Source organism: Pseudoneobacillus rhizolycopersici, assembly GCF_054786815.1.
The window spans coordinates 45,725-59,986 of record NZ_JBTOOE010000014.1 but is presented as its reverse complement, the minus strand read 5'-3'; the positions used below and the strand labels follow the sequence as shown (position 1 = coordinate 59,986).

15 protein-coding genes are annotated in these 14,262 nt (G+C 37.4%); 3 read left to right on the top strand and 12 right to left on the bottom strand.

Annotated features, from left to right (window positions below):
* Nucleotides 1-10: 10 nt before the first annotated feature.
* Both ACX9YW_RS14680 and ACX9YW_RS14675 read right to left on the bottom strand, forming a co-directional pair.
* Complete coding sequence (locus ACX9YW_RS14680; protein WP_460347655.1) at nt 11-448, bottom strand: chemotaxis protein CheW; 438 nt, start codon at nt 446-448, stop codon at nt 11-13.
* An 18-nt stretch (nt 449-466) separates the two neighbouring features.
* Complete coding sequence (locus tag ACX9YW_RS14675) at nt 467-2,476, bottom strand: chemotaxis protein CheW (protein WP_460347653.1); 2,010 nt, start codon at nt 2,474-2,476, stop codon at nt 467-469.
* 278 nt (nt 2,477-2,754) lie between these two features.
* Here ACX9YW_RS14675 and motA point away from each other — a divergent pair, with 278 nt between their 5' ends.
* Both motA and ACX9YW_RS14665 read left to right on the top strand, forming a co-directional pair.
* Nucleotides 2,755-3,546: a flagellar motor stator protein MotA gene (gene motA, locus ACX9YW_RS14670; protein ID WP_460347651.1), complete on the top strand. Its 792-nt coding sequence runs from the start codon at nt 2,755-2,757 to the stop codon at nt 3,544-3,546.
* Between the two features lie 12 nt (nt 3,547-3,558).
* Nucleotides 3,559-4,344: a flagellar motor protein MotB gene (locus tag ACX9YW_RS14665; protein WP_460347649.1), complete on the top strand. Its 786-nt coding sequence runs from the start codon at nt 3,559-3,561 to the stop codon at nt 4,342-4,344.
* Between the two features lie 29 nt (nt 4,345-4,373).
* Here the strand turns inward: ACX9YW_RS14665 and ACX9YW_RS14660 are convergent, their stop codons facing one another.
* The 8 genes from ACX9YW_RS14660 to ACX9YW_RS14625 are packed head-to-tail and all read right to left on the bottom strand — an operon-like array spanning nt 4,374 to nt 11,773.
* On the bottom strand, nt 4,374-4,784 hold the full coding sequence (locus tag ACX9YW_RS14660; protein WP_460347647.1) for a TIGR03826 family flagellar region protein: 411 nt from the start codon (nt 4,782-4,784) through the stop codon (nt 4,374-4,376).
* 42 nt (nt 4,785-4,826) lie between these two features.
* Complete coding sequence (locus ACX9YW_RS14655) at nt 4,827-5,189, bottom strand: response regulator (RefSeq protein WP_495995319.1); 363 nt, start codon at nt 5,187-5,189, stop codon at nt 4,827-4,829.
* 36 nt (nt 5,190-5,225) lie between these two features.
* Entirely contained in the window at nt 5,226-6,353 is a 1,128-nt protein-coding gene (fliY, locus tag ACX9YW_RS14650) for a flagellar motor switch phosphatase FliY (RefSeq protein WP_460347645.1), read from the bottom strand.
* The gene (gene fliM / locus ACX9YW_RS14645; protein ID WP_460347748.1) at nt 6,354-7,319 is read right to left on the bottom strand and encodes a flagellar motor switch protein FliM; all 966 of its coding nucleotides are present in this window, start codon (nt 7,317-7,319) and stop codon (nt 6,354-6,356) included. It lies immediately after the preceding gene.
* 37 nt (nt 7,320-7,356) lie between these two features.
* Complete coding sequence (locus ACX9YW_RS14640; RefSeq protein WP_460347643.1) at nt 7,357-7,776, bottom strand: flagellar basal body-associated FliL family protein; 420 nt, start codon at nt 7,774-7,776, stop codon at nt 7,357-7,359.
* A 48-nt stretch (nt 7,777-7,824) separates the two neighbouring features.
* Nucleotides 7,825-8,748 (bottom strand): flagellar hook-basal body complex protein, encoded by a 924-nt coding sequence (locus ACX9YW_RS14635; RefSeq protein ID WP_460347641.1) that lies wholly within the window; start codon nt 8,746-8,748, stop codon nt 7,825-7,827.
* A gap of 33 nt (nt 8,749-8,781) precedes the next feature.
* Complete coding sequence (locus tag ACX9YW_RS14630) at nt 8,782-9,261, bottom strand: flagellar hook capping FlgD N-terminal domain-containing protein (protein WP_460347639.1); 480 nt, start codon at nt 9,259-9,261, stop codon at nt 8,782-8,784.
* 16 nt (nt 9,262-9,277) lie between these two features.
* Nucleotides 9,278-11,773: a flagellar hook-length control protein FliK gene (locus tag ACX9YW_RS14625; RefSeq protein ID WP_460347637.1), complete on the bottom strand. Its 2,496-nt coding sequence runs from the start codon at nt 11,771-11,773 to the stop codon at nt 9,278-9,280.
* A gap of 399 nt (nt 11,774-12,172) precedes the next feature.
* On the opposite strand from ACX9YW_RS14625, the gene ACX9YW_RS14620 reads away from it, so the two are divergent.
* Nucleotides 12,173-12,400 carry a hypothetical protein gene (locus tag ACX9YW_RS14620; protein WP_460347635.1) on the top strand — a complete coding sequence of 76 codons (228 nt, stop codon included), beginning with the start codon at nt 12,173-12,175 and terminating at the stop codon, nt 12,398-12,400.
* 37 nt (nt 12,401-12,437) lie between these two features.
* Here ACX9YW_RS14620 and ACX9YW_RS14615 read toward each other — a convergent pair whose 3' ends face one another.
* The gene (locus ACX9YW_RS14615) at nt 12,438-13,193 is read right to left on the bottom strand and encodes a magnesium transporter MgtE N-terminal domain-containing protein (RefSeq protein ID WP_460347633.1); all 756 of its coding nucleotides are present in this window, start codon (nt 13,191-13,193) and stop codon (nt 12,438-12,440) included.
* Nucleotides 13,194-13,224: 31 nt separating this feature from the next.
* Nucleotides 13,225-14,262 carry a protein-glutamate methylesterase/protein-glutamine glutaminase gene (locus ACX9YW_RS14610; RefSeq protein ID WP_460347631.1) on the bottom strand — a complete coding sequence of 346 codons (1,038 nt, stop codon included), beginning with the start codon at nt 14,260-14,262 and terminating at the stop codon, nt 13,225-13,227.

The following is a 14,262-nucleotide window of genomic DNA, read 5'->3' as shown; positions in this document are numbered from 1 at the left end:
TTTCCCTCTCTTACTCTTCCAATTTCATGCTAGTAGATTTCATTAATACTTCTAAATTTAATAGCATGATTAATCGACTATCCATTTGGGCAATTCCTTCTATATAGTCTATGTCAAGTCCGCTTGCGGAAGCTGATACGATTTCATCGGATGTGAGATCCAGTACATCATTGGTTTGGTCCACCATGAACCCTAAGATCATTTCCTCATATTTGACAATGATAATTCGTGATTCTTCGGTAATCTCTACCTGTCCTTTTGTTAACATGTTTTTAAGATCAATAACCGGGGTAATTTGCCCACGTAGATTCATGACACCTTTAATAAATGCTTGGGCATTAGGAACCCTAGTGATCTGAGAGATTCGTTCAATGGAGTGCACATGATCAATGTCTAAACCAAACTCTTCATCACCCAAGTTAAAGACGACTATTTTTACTTGTTCCATATTGATAGTTCATCCTTTCTAGCTAATAAGCTGATTAGAATCAATGATTAATGCTACATCCCCATTTCCAAGGATCGTGGCCCCTGAGATGGCATATAAGTTAGCTAAATATGTGCCAAGAGACTTTAAGACAACCTCTTGTTGTCCCTGAATTGCATCGACAACCAGGCCAACTGTCTTATTACCTTTTCGAACGATGACAATAAATAACTGTTGCTGCTCAGATTCTACTTCACTAGAAGGGACATTAAATATTTCTTTTAAATAGACCAATGGGATGACTTGTCCACGTAATTGAATCACCTTTTGGTTTTGTAGAACGACAATCTGCTCTGATGAAATTTTAGTTATTTCTACAATCGAGCTAAATGGTATAGCATATGTCTCTTCTTCCAACCTAACAAGCATACAATACATAATCGATAAGGTCATAGGAAGTTGAATTAAAAAGGATGAGCCTTGACCAAGTGTGGAATCAATCGTTATGTTCCCACCCAATGATTCGATTTTTGACTTAACGACATCAAGCCCTACTCCTCGGCCAGAAATATCGGATATTTTGTCCGCTGTACTAAAGCCAGACGAAAAAAGTAATGCATAGACTTGTTGGTCTGTCAGACTTTCTGCTTCCATCAGGGAAACGACATTTCGTTCAATGGCCTTGTTTAACACCTTTTCACGGTTAATTCCTCTACCATCATCTTTCACTTCAATAAAAACATGGTTTCCACTATGGTACGCTCTTAATAAAAGTGTACCTTCCTCATTCTTGCCGTTTGCTAGTCTTTCCTCGGTTGTCTCTAAACCATGATCAAGGGCATTTCGTAAAAGATGAACTAGTGGATCACCAATTTCATCAATAACTGTCCGATCTAATTCCGTTTCTGCACCTTCTACAATTAACTGAATCTTCTTATTCAGTTCCTTAGCTAAATCCCGAATCATCCGTGGGAAACGGTTAAATACTTGATCAACAGGGACCATTCTCATATTTAAGATAATTCCTTGTAAGTCTGTTGAGACACGCGTCATATGCTCAACGGTTTCCTTCAAGTCACTTAAGGACGAGTGACGCGCAATCTGTTCCAGTCGTCCGCGATCAATGACCAATTCGCTAAATAAATTCATCAAAATATCTAGTTTATCAATATCAACCCGTATCGATTTGGTTCGAGTTCTTTTTTGCGTTTGATTTGAATCTTTTTGCTCGACTCCTTGTTTAGCCGGTTCATTGACAACGATTTCATTATTGTCGCGTGCTTTCCGTTCAGATGGATCTAGGTTTGTTTTATCAACAATTAGGACTTCCTTCACTTCACTGACATTAAGCAGTTTCGTTTGGATTTCAGAAGCTTCATAGTTCGATAGCATCATCATTGAAAATTGTTGGTCGATTTTTTCTTCTTCTATTAGTTCTATAGATGGTTGGATTCCAATCATTTCCCCTAATTCTTCGACTATTTGTAGAACCATATAGGCTCTAACAAATTTCATGACACAATTTTCGTCTAGAATGATCGTAATCTGAAAAAGGGAACTCCCCATACTCTTTGCTTCGTTAATGGCTGACCAATGATAATCCTCAATGGGCATTTCGACGGCAGCAGCCACTTCATTTAATGCATCCAACACGGTGGAGGAAGCTTGGTCAGGGTTTTGGATTTTCGTGAGCTTTTGGACGATTCCGACCACGTCGCCATGTCCGGTACCTCCGCCTTCAATATCATCAACCATTTTTTCGATAATATCGACACACTGAAAGATAACATCCATTATTTCAGAGGTAACGTTCAATTTGGATTGTCTTAATAGATCAAGGACATTTTCCATTTGATGTGTTAAAGTGGCTAAATCATTGAAATCCATACTTCCTGCCATGCCTTTAATCGTATGGGCTGAACGAAAAATTTCATTAATAATGGATAAATTCTCTGGTTCTATTTCAAGTTTTAATAATTCATCATTGATCGTCTGCAAGTGCTCTCTGGATTCTTCGATGAACATATTGATATAACTGCTTAAATCCATTTGATTGCCCCCTTTAATCGCATCTTTCTATATTCCCCCTAGAAAATTTGGATGTATTTTTTGGATAAGAATAATTATAAATTTTCTCCATTTTATCATATATTTTGATTATCCGACTATCATTTTGATGATTTTTACATCTGTTTGCTATTATTTGATTAAAATTTTGATAGATGTATGAAATTAATCAAACTGTTGTCTTATCTATCAGAGTAAAATAAGATATAATAGTATAAAAATCATCAAAATAATTACCTTTATATAAGGGGAGGGACATCATGAAAGAACCATCTACGCTCATAGGAATTATTCTTGCTTTATTAGCGATTGGTATTGGGATGATTTTGAAAGGAGCAAGCTTAATCTCTCTCATTAACAACCCTGCTGCTTACCTTATTATCTTCGGTGGGACGGCAGCTACGATATTTGTCAGCTTTCCAATGAAAGAGATTAAGAAACTTCCAAAACTATTCAAAATCATTTTTGGCGGTGGTCAAAAATTCGCTTCTAAAAAGGAAATCATCGAAATGTTTACAAGATGGGCTACCATTATTAGAAAAGAGGGCTTACTAGGTTTAGAAAGCGAATTGGATGGGATTGAAGATCCCTTTTTACGGGCAGGTGTGGAGCTCATTATTGATACAAATGATTCCGAATTTGCTAGAGACGTTTTACTTGAAAAAATCGATGCGATTGAAGAACGCCATCGAAAAGGAGCACTCCTATTCTCACAGGCTGGTACCTATGCTCCTACTTTAGGAGTACTAGGAGCAGTTGTTGGGTTAATTGCTGCTTTAGGTAACCTTACAGATATAGAGAGGCTAGGACATTCCATTGCTGCCGCCTTCATCGCGACTCTGTTGGGGATTTTCTCCGGCTATGTCCTATGGCATCCAATGGCCAATAAATTAAAGCTTTTATCCAGAAATGAAATCGAAATTCGTCAGATAATGGTGGAAGGACTGCTTTCGTTACAAGAGGGAATGAATAGCAGACAATTGGAACATAAATTAAATGTTTATTTATTACCCGAGGAATTAGCGAGTATGAACGCAGTATCTGAAAAATAGGGGAGGGTTACCGTGGCTAAAAGAAGACGTCATAAGAAACATGAAGATGAACACATTGATGAGTCATGGTTGATTCCCTATGCGGATCTACTCACATTGCTGCTAGCCTTATTTATCGTTTTATTTTCCATGCGTGCTGAAGATGAAAATAAGGCCAATGCAATGCTTCAATCTCTTTATAAAGCTTTTAATTCGGTGTCGATTTTCGAATCAAATAGTGGGACATTACCAAACAACTCTGGTCTAACTGGGACTGATATACCTCTTGAGAACAAGCCTGATCCTGAGGAAAAAGAGCCTCCTATTGACAAGGATGAAAAGCAAGAAAAGCCTCCGATGACAGAGGACGAGAAACAATTACAGGATTTATTAGCAAAACTGCAAAAATATATCGACCAAAACCAATTAAATGCCTCCATCAGTCTGACAGATATGAAGGAAGGAATCAAAATTACTTTAAAAGAAAGCATTAGCTTTGATTCTGGTAGCGATCATTTAAAACCTGGCTTTATTCCAATACTGGATCGTATTTCTGGGCTCCTTAAAACGGTAGACCATTCGATTATTATCGAAGGTCATACAGATAATCAACCGATTAGTACTTCAAACTTCCCCTCTAACTGGGAATTGTCAGGCGCACGTGCCGCATCAGTGGTTCATTTTTTTCAAAGTAAAAACATCGATCCTAAACGCATGAGTTATACAGGTTATGGAGAGTATCAGCCGGTTAAACCTAATAATTCAGCCGAAAATAGAGCAGCCAATCGTCGAGTGAATATCATCATTTTACGAAAATAAAAAACCTTCAGATTTGAAGGTTTTTTATTTTATCTTCTATCGATTGCTTTATAAACACTAGAATGAGTTCGTTTTTCTTTCTCTTTTGCTTGTTCTTGGCTACTTTTCTCCATTTGCGCCGATAATTGGTTAATCGTTTGATGGCACGAGAGACATCTTTTACCTTCACGGATTAAATTTCCGCAACTCTCACATGGATAGGAAAGATTAGGTAAATCCGTAACACTAATCCGTCCTGCTAATATAAATTGACGAATTTGCGTGATCGTCACACCGGTATCTTCATTTACTTGGGAAATGGTTGCAGTCCGATGTTTTCTTAAATAACCTGATACTTTTTCATAATCATCCTCTTGTTTTTGAAAACAATCCGGACAAATATCCCTAAATTTCAAAAATAATTTTCCGCATCTTATACAATTACCTAGATTTGAAGTCATAAGGTATCCTCCAGTTTAGAATCTTATAAATATAAATAGATTCTAACTGCCTAATACCTTTTTGATAGATTCCATTACTCTATCTGCTTGGAATGGCTTAACAACAAAGTCTTTTGCGCCAGCTTGAATGGCGTCTAATACCATTGGTTGTTGCCCCATTGCAGAACACATAATGATTTTTGCTTGTGGATAAGCCGCTCTAATTTCTTTAACAGCTGTAATCCCGTCTTTTTCTGGCATGGTAATATCCATTGTTACAACGTCGGGTTGAAGTTCCTTGTACTTTTCAAAAGCATCCGTTCCATTTACAGCTTCCCCTACTACTTGAAGTCCATTCTTTGTCAAAATATCTTTTAACATCATACGCATAAATGCCGCATCATCTACGATTAAAACCCTAGCCATTATCTTGTATCCTCCTACCCTTTAAGTAAATTCCATCTATTTTTTATCGATTGTCATTTTGGTTAAGCGATCCGCCGGGCTCATGATATCTGTAATCCGAACACCAAAACTTTCTTCAATTACAACCACTTCACCTTTAGCGATTAGCTTTTGATTTGCTAAAATGTCGACAGGTTCACCGGCTAATTTATCCAGTTGAATGACCGCTCCTGGTCCTAACTCTAATATTTTCCGAATCGGAAGTTTTGTTCGCCCTAATTCTACCGTAATTTCCAAAGGAATATCATAAAGCATATCAAGATTGCCACCAACGGGTCTCTGTGTAGGGCTTTCTGTAAAATTCGAAAATTCCACTCTTTGTACATTTGCGTTGGCTTGACTCTGATGCTCCTGCTGCGGAATAGGTTGATATTCCGGTGCCGGAGAAACGACAGGCTGACTTGGAACAGTTTGAACAGTTACTGCAGGCTCCTGCATTGTTGAAGTAGGCGCCATTTCCTCTGAGTTCGGTGATAAGATTAAATGAATCATTTCCTTTGCAAAAGAAAGAGGAATAAATTGCATCATATTGGAATCGATTAAATCCCCTACCGTCAATTGGAAGTTCACACGAATGATGATATCATCGGTCAAATTATCCATTTTATGTGGAGGGATATCAATTAGATCAATCTCCGGAGGTGAAATATCCACCTTTTGTTTTAGCATTTGCGACATCGATGTCGCCGCGGAACCCATCATTTGATTCATCGCTTCTTGAACAGCACTTATATGAAGCTCGGTAAACTCCGGTTCAATTTCTAGACCATTTCCACCCATCATCAAATTGGCGATGACTTTGGCATCCTGTTCTTTAATCATTAACAGATTTTTACCACGAATCCCTACTGTATAATCAACATGTACAGCTACAGACTTTTCCGCGACCATGTTCTCCAATTGTTCACGCTCAATTACGGACAAAGTCGGTGTAGTAATCTGTACACGCTGGTTTAATAATGTGGAAAGAGCTGTCGTTGAACTACCTAATGATATATTTCCGATTTCGCCTAATACATCCTGCTCTATTTCACTTAAAAAATCGCTGACTAATAATTCCGGTTTTGAGGTAAGTTGATTAAATAGAGCATTAATTTCATCTTGGGAAAGTGATCCCTGGCTCATCTATAGTTCATCTCCTTCCGAATCTTTGACTTCATCAATTTGTACCGCATACCTACCTTTTTGAAGCCCTGGATTACCTAAAAATCTTATTAATTGACCTACTTTGACTCGCACTTTACCTGTTTCAATCCCTATGACATCTCCGACTTGTAGATTTAATAAATCTGAAACAGATAAGGTTCCCCGTCCTAATTCTGCGACCATTGATACATCAACATTATCTAAATTTTGTTTTAGTTTTTCTTGTTGTGGCGCATCCGTCTTCGCCATCGAATATAGCCATTGTTGGGTTGACAATTTCGGAAGCATTGCTTCTAAGGTATAATGCGGAAGGCATAAGGTCATCCGCCCCTTAATGTCACCAATCGTTGTCGACATCACAATAATAATTACCGTGTCATTTTGAGAGGCCATCTGAATAAACTGAGGATTAGTTTCAATAGCTTCCCATTTGGCATTAATTTCGCCAATATTTTCCCAAGCATCACGATAAAATTCAAATGCACGAGAAAAAACTTTTCTAACTAATGCCGTTTCTATTTCAGTTAGGATACCATTTCGATCGGTGTTATCCCCTTGTCCACCAAGCATACGCTCCACAATCGCATAAGCAATCTGTGGGTTAATTTCCAACGCTAGTTTCCCTTCCATCGGACTCACATCAAATAAATTGACAATCGTCCTTGGTGGGATAGACGTAATAAACTCATGAAATGTAACCTGATCGACAAGGTCAATTTCAATTTGTACGTACTGTCTTAGCTGAGAGGATAAAACTGAGGTTATTAACCGTATAAAATTCTCATGAATTCTAGTAATGCTACGCAGTTGTTCCTTCGAATACCGCATAGCACGCTTGAAATCGTATACTTTTACCTTATCCTTACTTTCATTTATATCTTTTGCTTGTATTTCACCGTTATTTAAGGCCGATAAAAGAGCATCAATTTCTTGTTGCGATAACACATCAGGCAATTGAAATCCCCCTAACTACTCCCTCGCGTTACTGAATCATTTTCTTTGTCGTATATATTTTGACCACATGGCCTTCTTGCATCAATTTACTTATTTGCTCCTTCATTTGCTCTTCAAACTGTACCGTTCCTTCAGGGCTATTAATCTCTTCTTCAGTTAATGATGAGAAAAGTTTAATGATCACATTTTTGACTTGGAAATCCCGTTTTTCCAGTTCTACTTTTGCTTTCTTAGAACTGGTTTGGATCTTAAAACTCAGTTGAACAAATCCACCTGTGCGTAAATTTGTGGTAATCGTTTCTGTTTCTACAATCGTTTCCAAAATTTCATCGGCTGACAGTTCTTCGGTTTTATCCTTGGATGATTGATAGAGGAAAAATCCAATTCCTCCTCCTATTAAAAGAACGGCAAGAATGATAAGGATAATAATTTTTAATTTGGCATTCATGAAATTCCTACCTTTAAAGAGATATTAGAAGTTTAAGCAACTTACCTATTATCTCTTTAAGTTTACCACTTCTTCTAAAATGGAATCAGAAGTCGTTACGGTTCTTGAGTTAGCTTGGAATCCTCTTTGTGCCACAATCATTTCTGTAAATTCTTCTGTTAAATCTACGTTAGACATTTCAAGGACACCAGCGTACATTTTTCCACCCTTAATATCTTCAATACGTCCAAACCTTGAGTTTCCAGAGTTTCCTGTTTCGTCGTACAAAGAGTTTCCAAGTTTTTCTAAACCACCAGGGTTTTGGACAACTTTTGTTGCAATCGAGATATTTTCTACAGATGCATCATTCGTACTTAAGTAATATTGACCAGAGCTGTTTCTTGCTAATTTTCCACTTACCCCATCTTCACGAACCACTACAACGTAACCATTTGAATCAACAGCATAAGAAGTGAATTTTAATTTTGTATTATTCGGACCAACTGCAACATCGTCTATCGTAATTCTGATTGGTACTTCACTAGCTACCGGAGGTGTTGTAGCAGTAGTAACAGCCCCCATAACATACATTCCGTTAGCATTTACTAGATTTCCGTCCCCATCTAGAGTAAAGTTTCCAGCCTTTGTTAGGTAGGTTTCCCCACTGTTAATTCCCGTTCTGACAACAAAAAATGCTGGTCCATCTATCGCTACATCCGTCCCAATATTCGTTGTCATAGGACTTCCTGGCGTATGAACAGTATCAATCGAAGCAATTCTTGAACCAAGACCAACCTGCATAGGATTTAGACCACCTCGTCTACTGTACGGAGCAGTTGCATCAGCCATATTGGAGCTTAGAATATCTTGAAAAAGAACACGACTTTTCTTAAACCCTACTGTATTAACATTGGCAATGTTATTACCGATAACATCAAGCTTCGTTTGAAAACCCTTCATTCCAGAAATTCCAGAGTATAGTGATTTAATCATTTTTATTTCCTCCTAAGTTTTTAGTAGTAATAATTAATTATTTCCTTCTTCAGGTCCCTCAACAGGTTCTTCTACTGGCACTTCTGTTGGTTTTTCCACATGTTCCTTGATCTCATATACCATATTTATCGGGATTTTTTCATTTTTCACGTGATAATAGTATATTCCACTGTTAATTGAGATACCTTCCACAATCCCACTTACAGGTAGATGAGTTTCCGGGGAAATCCACGTAATCTCTTTTCCAATTACTGATGCATGCTGACTCATTTGTTGACCCATAAACTTAGAAAAGGTCGTATTCAAATTGGTTAGTTGTTCTAAGGAACTAAACGTCGCCATTTGCGCAATAAAATCCCGGTCTTGAAGCGGACTGGAAGGGTCTTGATTTGCCAACTGAACGGTAAGAATTCTTAGGAAATCATCTTTGCCCATTATACTTTTCTGTTCAAATGTCTCTGTAAAAGTAGAGTAATTTTTAGGTATTTTAGCTATGTCTACCCAGCTACCCATTTAACCTTCCTCCTTTTTATGCAGTGAAGTCAATACTTGAAACTGACTTTCTAGAGGAGTAACCATATGAAAATATTTCACTCTCTGAATCTAGTTCAGGTAATTCTTCAACCTTGGCTTGTTTCTTTGCGCTCATTGGTTGTGATTGAGAGGACCTTTGTTCATTTGAAAAACCTGGTCCATTTTGTGAAAACGACATGTTAGGTTGATTTAAGTCTACTGTTGTATTTGCTAGCTGCTGAACAACATCTATTTTTTGAACGTATAAACCGCTTTGCTGTAAAGAATGTTTTAGTTGAGGTAACTGACCTTCTAATGATTCTTTTGCGATTAGAGTTTCAGTTACGATCTCTGCAGATACATTTCCACCGTTGGTCGTAATTTTCACCTCGATATGCCCAAAATGTTCAGGGAATAACGAAAGCTTAGCTACCATACTACCATGGTCCCCACTTAGTATTTTCATATTTTGGCTTAACCAACTTTCCATTTCTGGCAGGAAGTTGGCCATATGAATAACTGGTGGTGATTCTTGTCTAACCGTTTGCATACTCTGATTGGTATAATGCGGTTGTGGTACAGGTTGGCCTATTACCAAATTTTTATCTAGAATAAGCCTCTTTTTTACATCTGAATCCACGTCCATGTTCTTTTCATTGAACATGATTTCTTTTTCTAATGCACCATTTGAGGTTTTTAAGTTGTTGAGAATGTTTCGAACTTGGTTTTCATTTTGCGGGTTAACTGTTTTTGTCGGTTGCTCCGATAATAATTGTTGAACGGTCCATTTTCTTCTCGCATACTCAAGTTCTTCATTTAGAGCATATTGATTGTCAGTTTTTGGTAATGAAACGTTTGTATCAGTTTGTTCCATTGAATGATCCACAATTAAATCTATCTGTTCATATGTTCCGGTTTTGGCCGGATTTGAACGATAAGTATTTTGGTTTACTGCTTGATTTTGTTCTAGCTTATTTTGATCTAGAGGTTCCATTTCAACTGAAACGATTGATTGTTTTTCCGTTTGAAACGGAGCTTCGTTAGATTGAATTTTAATGGTCTTAGGCTGTTGAATGTTTGAATGTCCCTCGCCAATCACCTGACCTGGGTCTCGGTTTAATTGATTTGAGATTACGCCTAGGCTTGGTTCTTTCATTAATTGATTTTGATCGACTAGTTCACCTAAGTCCAGATTGGGTCGAGATTGAACTCCAATTTTAGATGATTCTGGAGTCTTTGGACTTTCGACCTGCAGGTCCATTACCGAGTGCTCAAATACTCTATTCTGTTGCAGTCCATTTGAACTTTGGTTCTTTAACTGTTTAGAATCTGAATCAGCAACATGACTTGTTTCTTCTCGTTCTAGTCCAGTTCCCGTCAAATTTAAATCATGACTTTGCTCCGGTATTGAAACAGCCCTATTAGAATCTATATTTAAGTGATTCTTGAATAGATTTGCGTGTTGATCCTGAATTGGTTCGATAATAGTAGAATTTTCTTGGCCATTAGGTACTATCATCTTTTGTGTATTTTGAAACGTTGTTTGTTCTACAGCCTGTGTTGATTCCGTTCCATTTTGGATAGTTGTCACGAAATCACGATTCGATGATTCATATAGCGTATTCCGTATGAGTTGTTCCTGAGTAGCAGAATCGCCAGGAGACTGTACAACGTTTCCAGGTGATGCTTCCTTTATAGGATATTGTAATCCTGCTTCCTTAATGGTGGAATCAGTAGTGGGAAATACAGCAGCTTCTATAGTTGCTCCCTTTAAAGATTTAGGCATCTCAAATTCGGAGGATACTACCTTCACAAGATTCGGAACATCCCCTTCTGATCCCTTTAACGTTATAGGGATTGGTGCATCCCCTTCTATTATTGCTGCCTTTTCAGGTTTCGGTACTTTTGATTCTAGTACTACCACGCTAGAGGGATTCAATAATTCATCTTCTGGTATTTGCACGCTAGATGGATTCAATAATTCTTCTTCTTGTGCTTGCACTCTAGTTGGATTTAATAATTCTTCCCCTGGTACTATCACTCCAGTTGGATTTATTGCAAATGACTCTTGTTGATTAAACTTTATTGGATCTGATTGCACCACGGGGTTTGATAGACGCAAATGTATATCTTGTGCTGCAAATTTTGAAGTATTCAGACCAATTGTTTTATGCACTTCTAATTCTGAATGATTCTGACTTACCTCGCGGTTCGGTTCTACGTCTAAAAAAATGGCTGTTTCCGTTTTCGGAACTGCGTTCAATATTAATAGATTTTGATTATTTGTTTCTTCCGATTCACCCTCCGGATTATCCTTTTCCTTATGTAAAAGGGGGGCTGCGTTTTCTACTACTTCTGCTGTGGAAGAGGTAGTGAGAAACATCGTCAAAATCTGTTCAAAATTATTAATTCTCAGGACAGAATCAATATTTAACTTACTCTTTCTCTCATTTTGAAGATTTGTTTGACCTGTTTGACTTTTTTGTTTGATTTGGATTGGAGTAAATTCCAAATAAATTATCCCCCTTTCGTTTGGATAACTTAATCCTATTCACCATATTATAACGCAACTTACAATATTCGTCATGATATTTTTGATTAACCATCAAACAAACATTTATTATTTTGATTAAAATAACGGATTTTATCAAAGTGTATGAAACTATCAAAAAGAATATTTTTCGGATAATGTATAAAATCTAAAAAATGGCAATATACTTTTACTAACAAAGAGAACGAGTTCACTTTAAAACTAGGAAAAATAATTGGATATGGGAGGTAAGGTATGGAGGTTTTTACTGGTATAATCATTTGTTTCATATTTTCCTTAGTGGTCTTTAGTCTTGTAACATTATGGCAGTCTCGTACCTCTTCTACTAACTCCTCTATGAGTGAGGTGGGATTTATTAACATGAAAGATACTCGCTGGGGAGATGAACGAAATACGAGCGTTTTCTTTTTAACTGAGCCAGATACTAATTGGGATAGAGCAAATTCACGCTATTTTCGAACTCTCTCTGAAAAATCTTCTTCGAATGTTAATTGGCTTTTACTTATTAGTATCTTTTTCATGATTACTTCGATTGGAATGATTTCGGGGTTTTTGCTCTTTAAATTTTATAGCTATTTGCTTTACTAAATTAAGGAGCCGCTATAATGCGGCTCCTTTTGGTAACTTAATTCATCCGGGTTATAATCCACCCAGCAATTTCGGGGTCTAGTTGCGAAAGGACTTCGGAAGCTTTCAACGGGTCTAATCGTCTTATTTGCCTTAGAATTTCCTCCCTATTCTCTATCCCCATTAGAACCCCAGCAATCTGTTCCGGCTTCATGTATCGATAGAGTTGCGAAGAAGAATTGGTAGTGCTGTCAATATCACTTCCATTGGCTAAGGCCAAAGTAAATCGTGCCCCAGCATCTACTGGCATTTCCGAAATAATCTCGGTACGTGTGTCAACGCTAAGTTCTCTAAGAACCATTAAAGCATCCGCCTCGCTCATACTCCTTAATAGCTTGGCTGCAACGCTTGGGTCCATATTTGACATACTTTCCGATACAGAATATTGATTCGATGACGCGCGTGTACTTTCATCAATCTGAGGTTTTTCCTGCGTTTCATTTTGTTTTGGACTATCCTGTATTTGCGAATCTATTTCATTATTATTTACGTTATTCTCATCATTTATTGATGGAACACCAGATGTATTGGACTGGGGTGAGGTGATTTCATTTTTACCAAATAAAAAATCTGATTGCTTATCCATCCATTTTATTTGTTTGGATAAAGAAACCCCTGAAAAATGCAAAATCGTCATACCAAGGCTAATAGAATATATGAATGGTAAGATCCATAAAAAAACAATCTTTGCAAAAAAACCTGGATTCTTTTTTTTATTTACTTCTTTGTTTTTACTCCCATTTTCCTTTACCATTTACCCACCTGCTCTATCTTCACCTTGTTTGTTACCTAACAAATGACTCAATTTCTTGATACATTCTTGATAATGGATACTGTCCATCTGCATAGCCAGCATTCATAACTGATTTTGGCATTCCATAAACAACACTTGATTCCTCAGATTCAACAAAAACATGACCTTGAAATTTTTTCACTAATCCACAACCGATCATTCCATCAGAACCCATACCAGTTAAAATTACAGTTAAAAGCCTGTCTTGAAAGATAGGAGCTGCTGACGCTAAGCTGATATCTATGCACGGCTTAAAGAGAACCTTTTCTTCGACCTGCTCAACTACTTTGAAAATGATCGAACTATCTATTTTTTTAAATAAGGTTTGGAAACCAGAGGGAGCAATATATATTCTTCCTGGTTGAAGCAACTCACCGTTCTCTATCTCTTTTACCTCTAATTGGCACAAGCTATTAAACCTTAATGCTAATGCCTTTGTAAATCCAATAGGCATATGTTGGGCTACTACAACAGGTATAGGAAAATCCTTTGGGAAACGCGGAAGAATCGATTGTAATGCAGATGGTCCACCAGTAGAGCAGCCAATAAAAATAACGTCTGTCATCTTACTATTTTTCTTTTTTCTTTGAATTCCCTCCGAATAATCAACTGAGCTCTTATTTTGAAGCTTCGCCCCTGCAATCTCCTTTAAGCGATGATAAAAATCAAGAAGGACATCTTGATTCTCTCTATCTTTAATAAGATTTTCTTTTAGAAAGAAATCGACAGCCCCTAATTCTAATGCCTGTATCGTCTCGGTTGCTCCTTCAGCCGTTTTTGAACTTAACATGACAACAGGTACTGGAGATGTTTTCATGATTTCAGTCAATGCTTCAAGACCATTCATTTTGGGCATTTCAACATCCATTGTCACTAGATCGGGTCTAAGGCGACGAACCTTTTCGACGGCGTCCTCTCCGTTTCTAGCAATACCTACCACAAAAAATTGTGGATCATTCTCGAGTAATTGACTTATCGCCCTTCTCATAAATGCGGAGTCATCCACTACTAATACTCCATACTGTTTCAT

Excerpts from the sequence above, each read along its gene's own strand:
- ACX9YW_RS14680 (WP_460347655.1), bottom strand. The coding sequence starts at position 448 with ATGGAACAAGTAAAAATAGTCGTCTTTAACTTGGGTGATGAAGAGTTT.
- ACX9YW_RS14675 (WP_460347653.1), bottom strand. The coding sequence starts at position 2,476 with ATGGATTTAAGCAGTTATATCAATATGTTCATCGAAGAATCCAGAGAG.
- motA (WP_460347651.1), top strand. The coding sequence starts at position 2,755 with ATGAAAGAACCATCTACGCTCATAGGAATTATTCTTGCTTTATTAGCG.
- ACX9YW_RS14660 (WP_460347647.1), bottom strand. The coding sequence starts at position 4,784 with ATGACTTCAAATCTAGGTAATTGTATAAGATGCGGAAAATTATTTTTG.
- ACX9YW_RS14655 (WP_495995319.1), bottom strand. The coding sequence starts at position 5,189 with ATGGCTAGGGTTTTAATCGTAGATGATGCGGCATTTATGCGTATGATG.
- fliY (WP_460347645.1), bottom strand. The coding sequence starts at position 6,353 with ATGAGCCAGGGATCACTTTCCCAAGATGAAATTAATGCTCTATTTAAT.
- ACX9YW_RS14640 (WP_460347643.1), bottom strand. The coding sequence starts at position 7,776 with ATGAATGCCAAATTAAAAATTATTATCCTTATCATTCTTGCCGTTCTT.
- ACX9YW_RS14635 (WP_460347641.1), bottom strand. The coding sequence starts at position 8,748 with ATGATTAAATCACTATACTCTGGAATTTCTGGAATGAAGGGTTTTCAA.
- ACX9YW_RS14630 (WP_460347639.1), bottom strand. The coding sequence starts at position 9,261 with ATGGGTAGCTGGGTAGACATAGCTAAAATACCTAAAAATTACTCTACT.
- ACX9YW_RS14620 (WP_460347635.1), top strand. The coding sequence starts at position 12,173 with ATGAAAGATACTCGCTGGGGAGATGAACGAAATACGAGCGTTTTCTTT.
- ACX9YW_RS14615 (WP_460347633.1), bottom strand. The coding sequence starts at position 13,193 with ATGGTAAAGGAAAATGGGAGTAAAAACAAAGAAGTAAATAAAAAAAAG.
- ACX9YW_RS14610 (WP_460347631.1), bottom strand. The coding sequence starts at position 14,262 with ATGAAACAGTATGGAGTATTAGTAGTGGATGACTCCGCATTTATGAGA.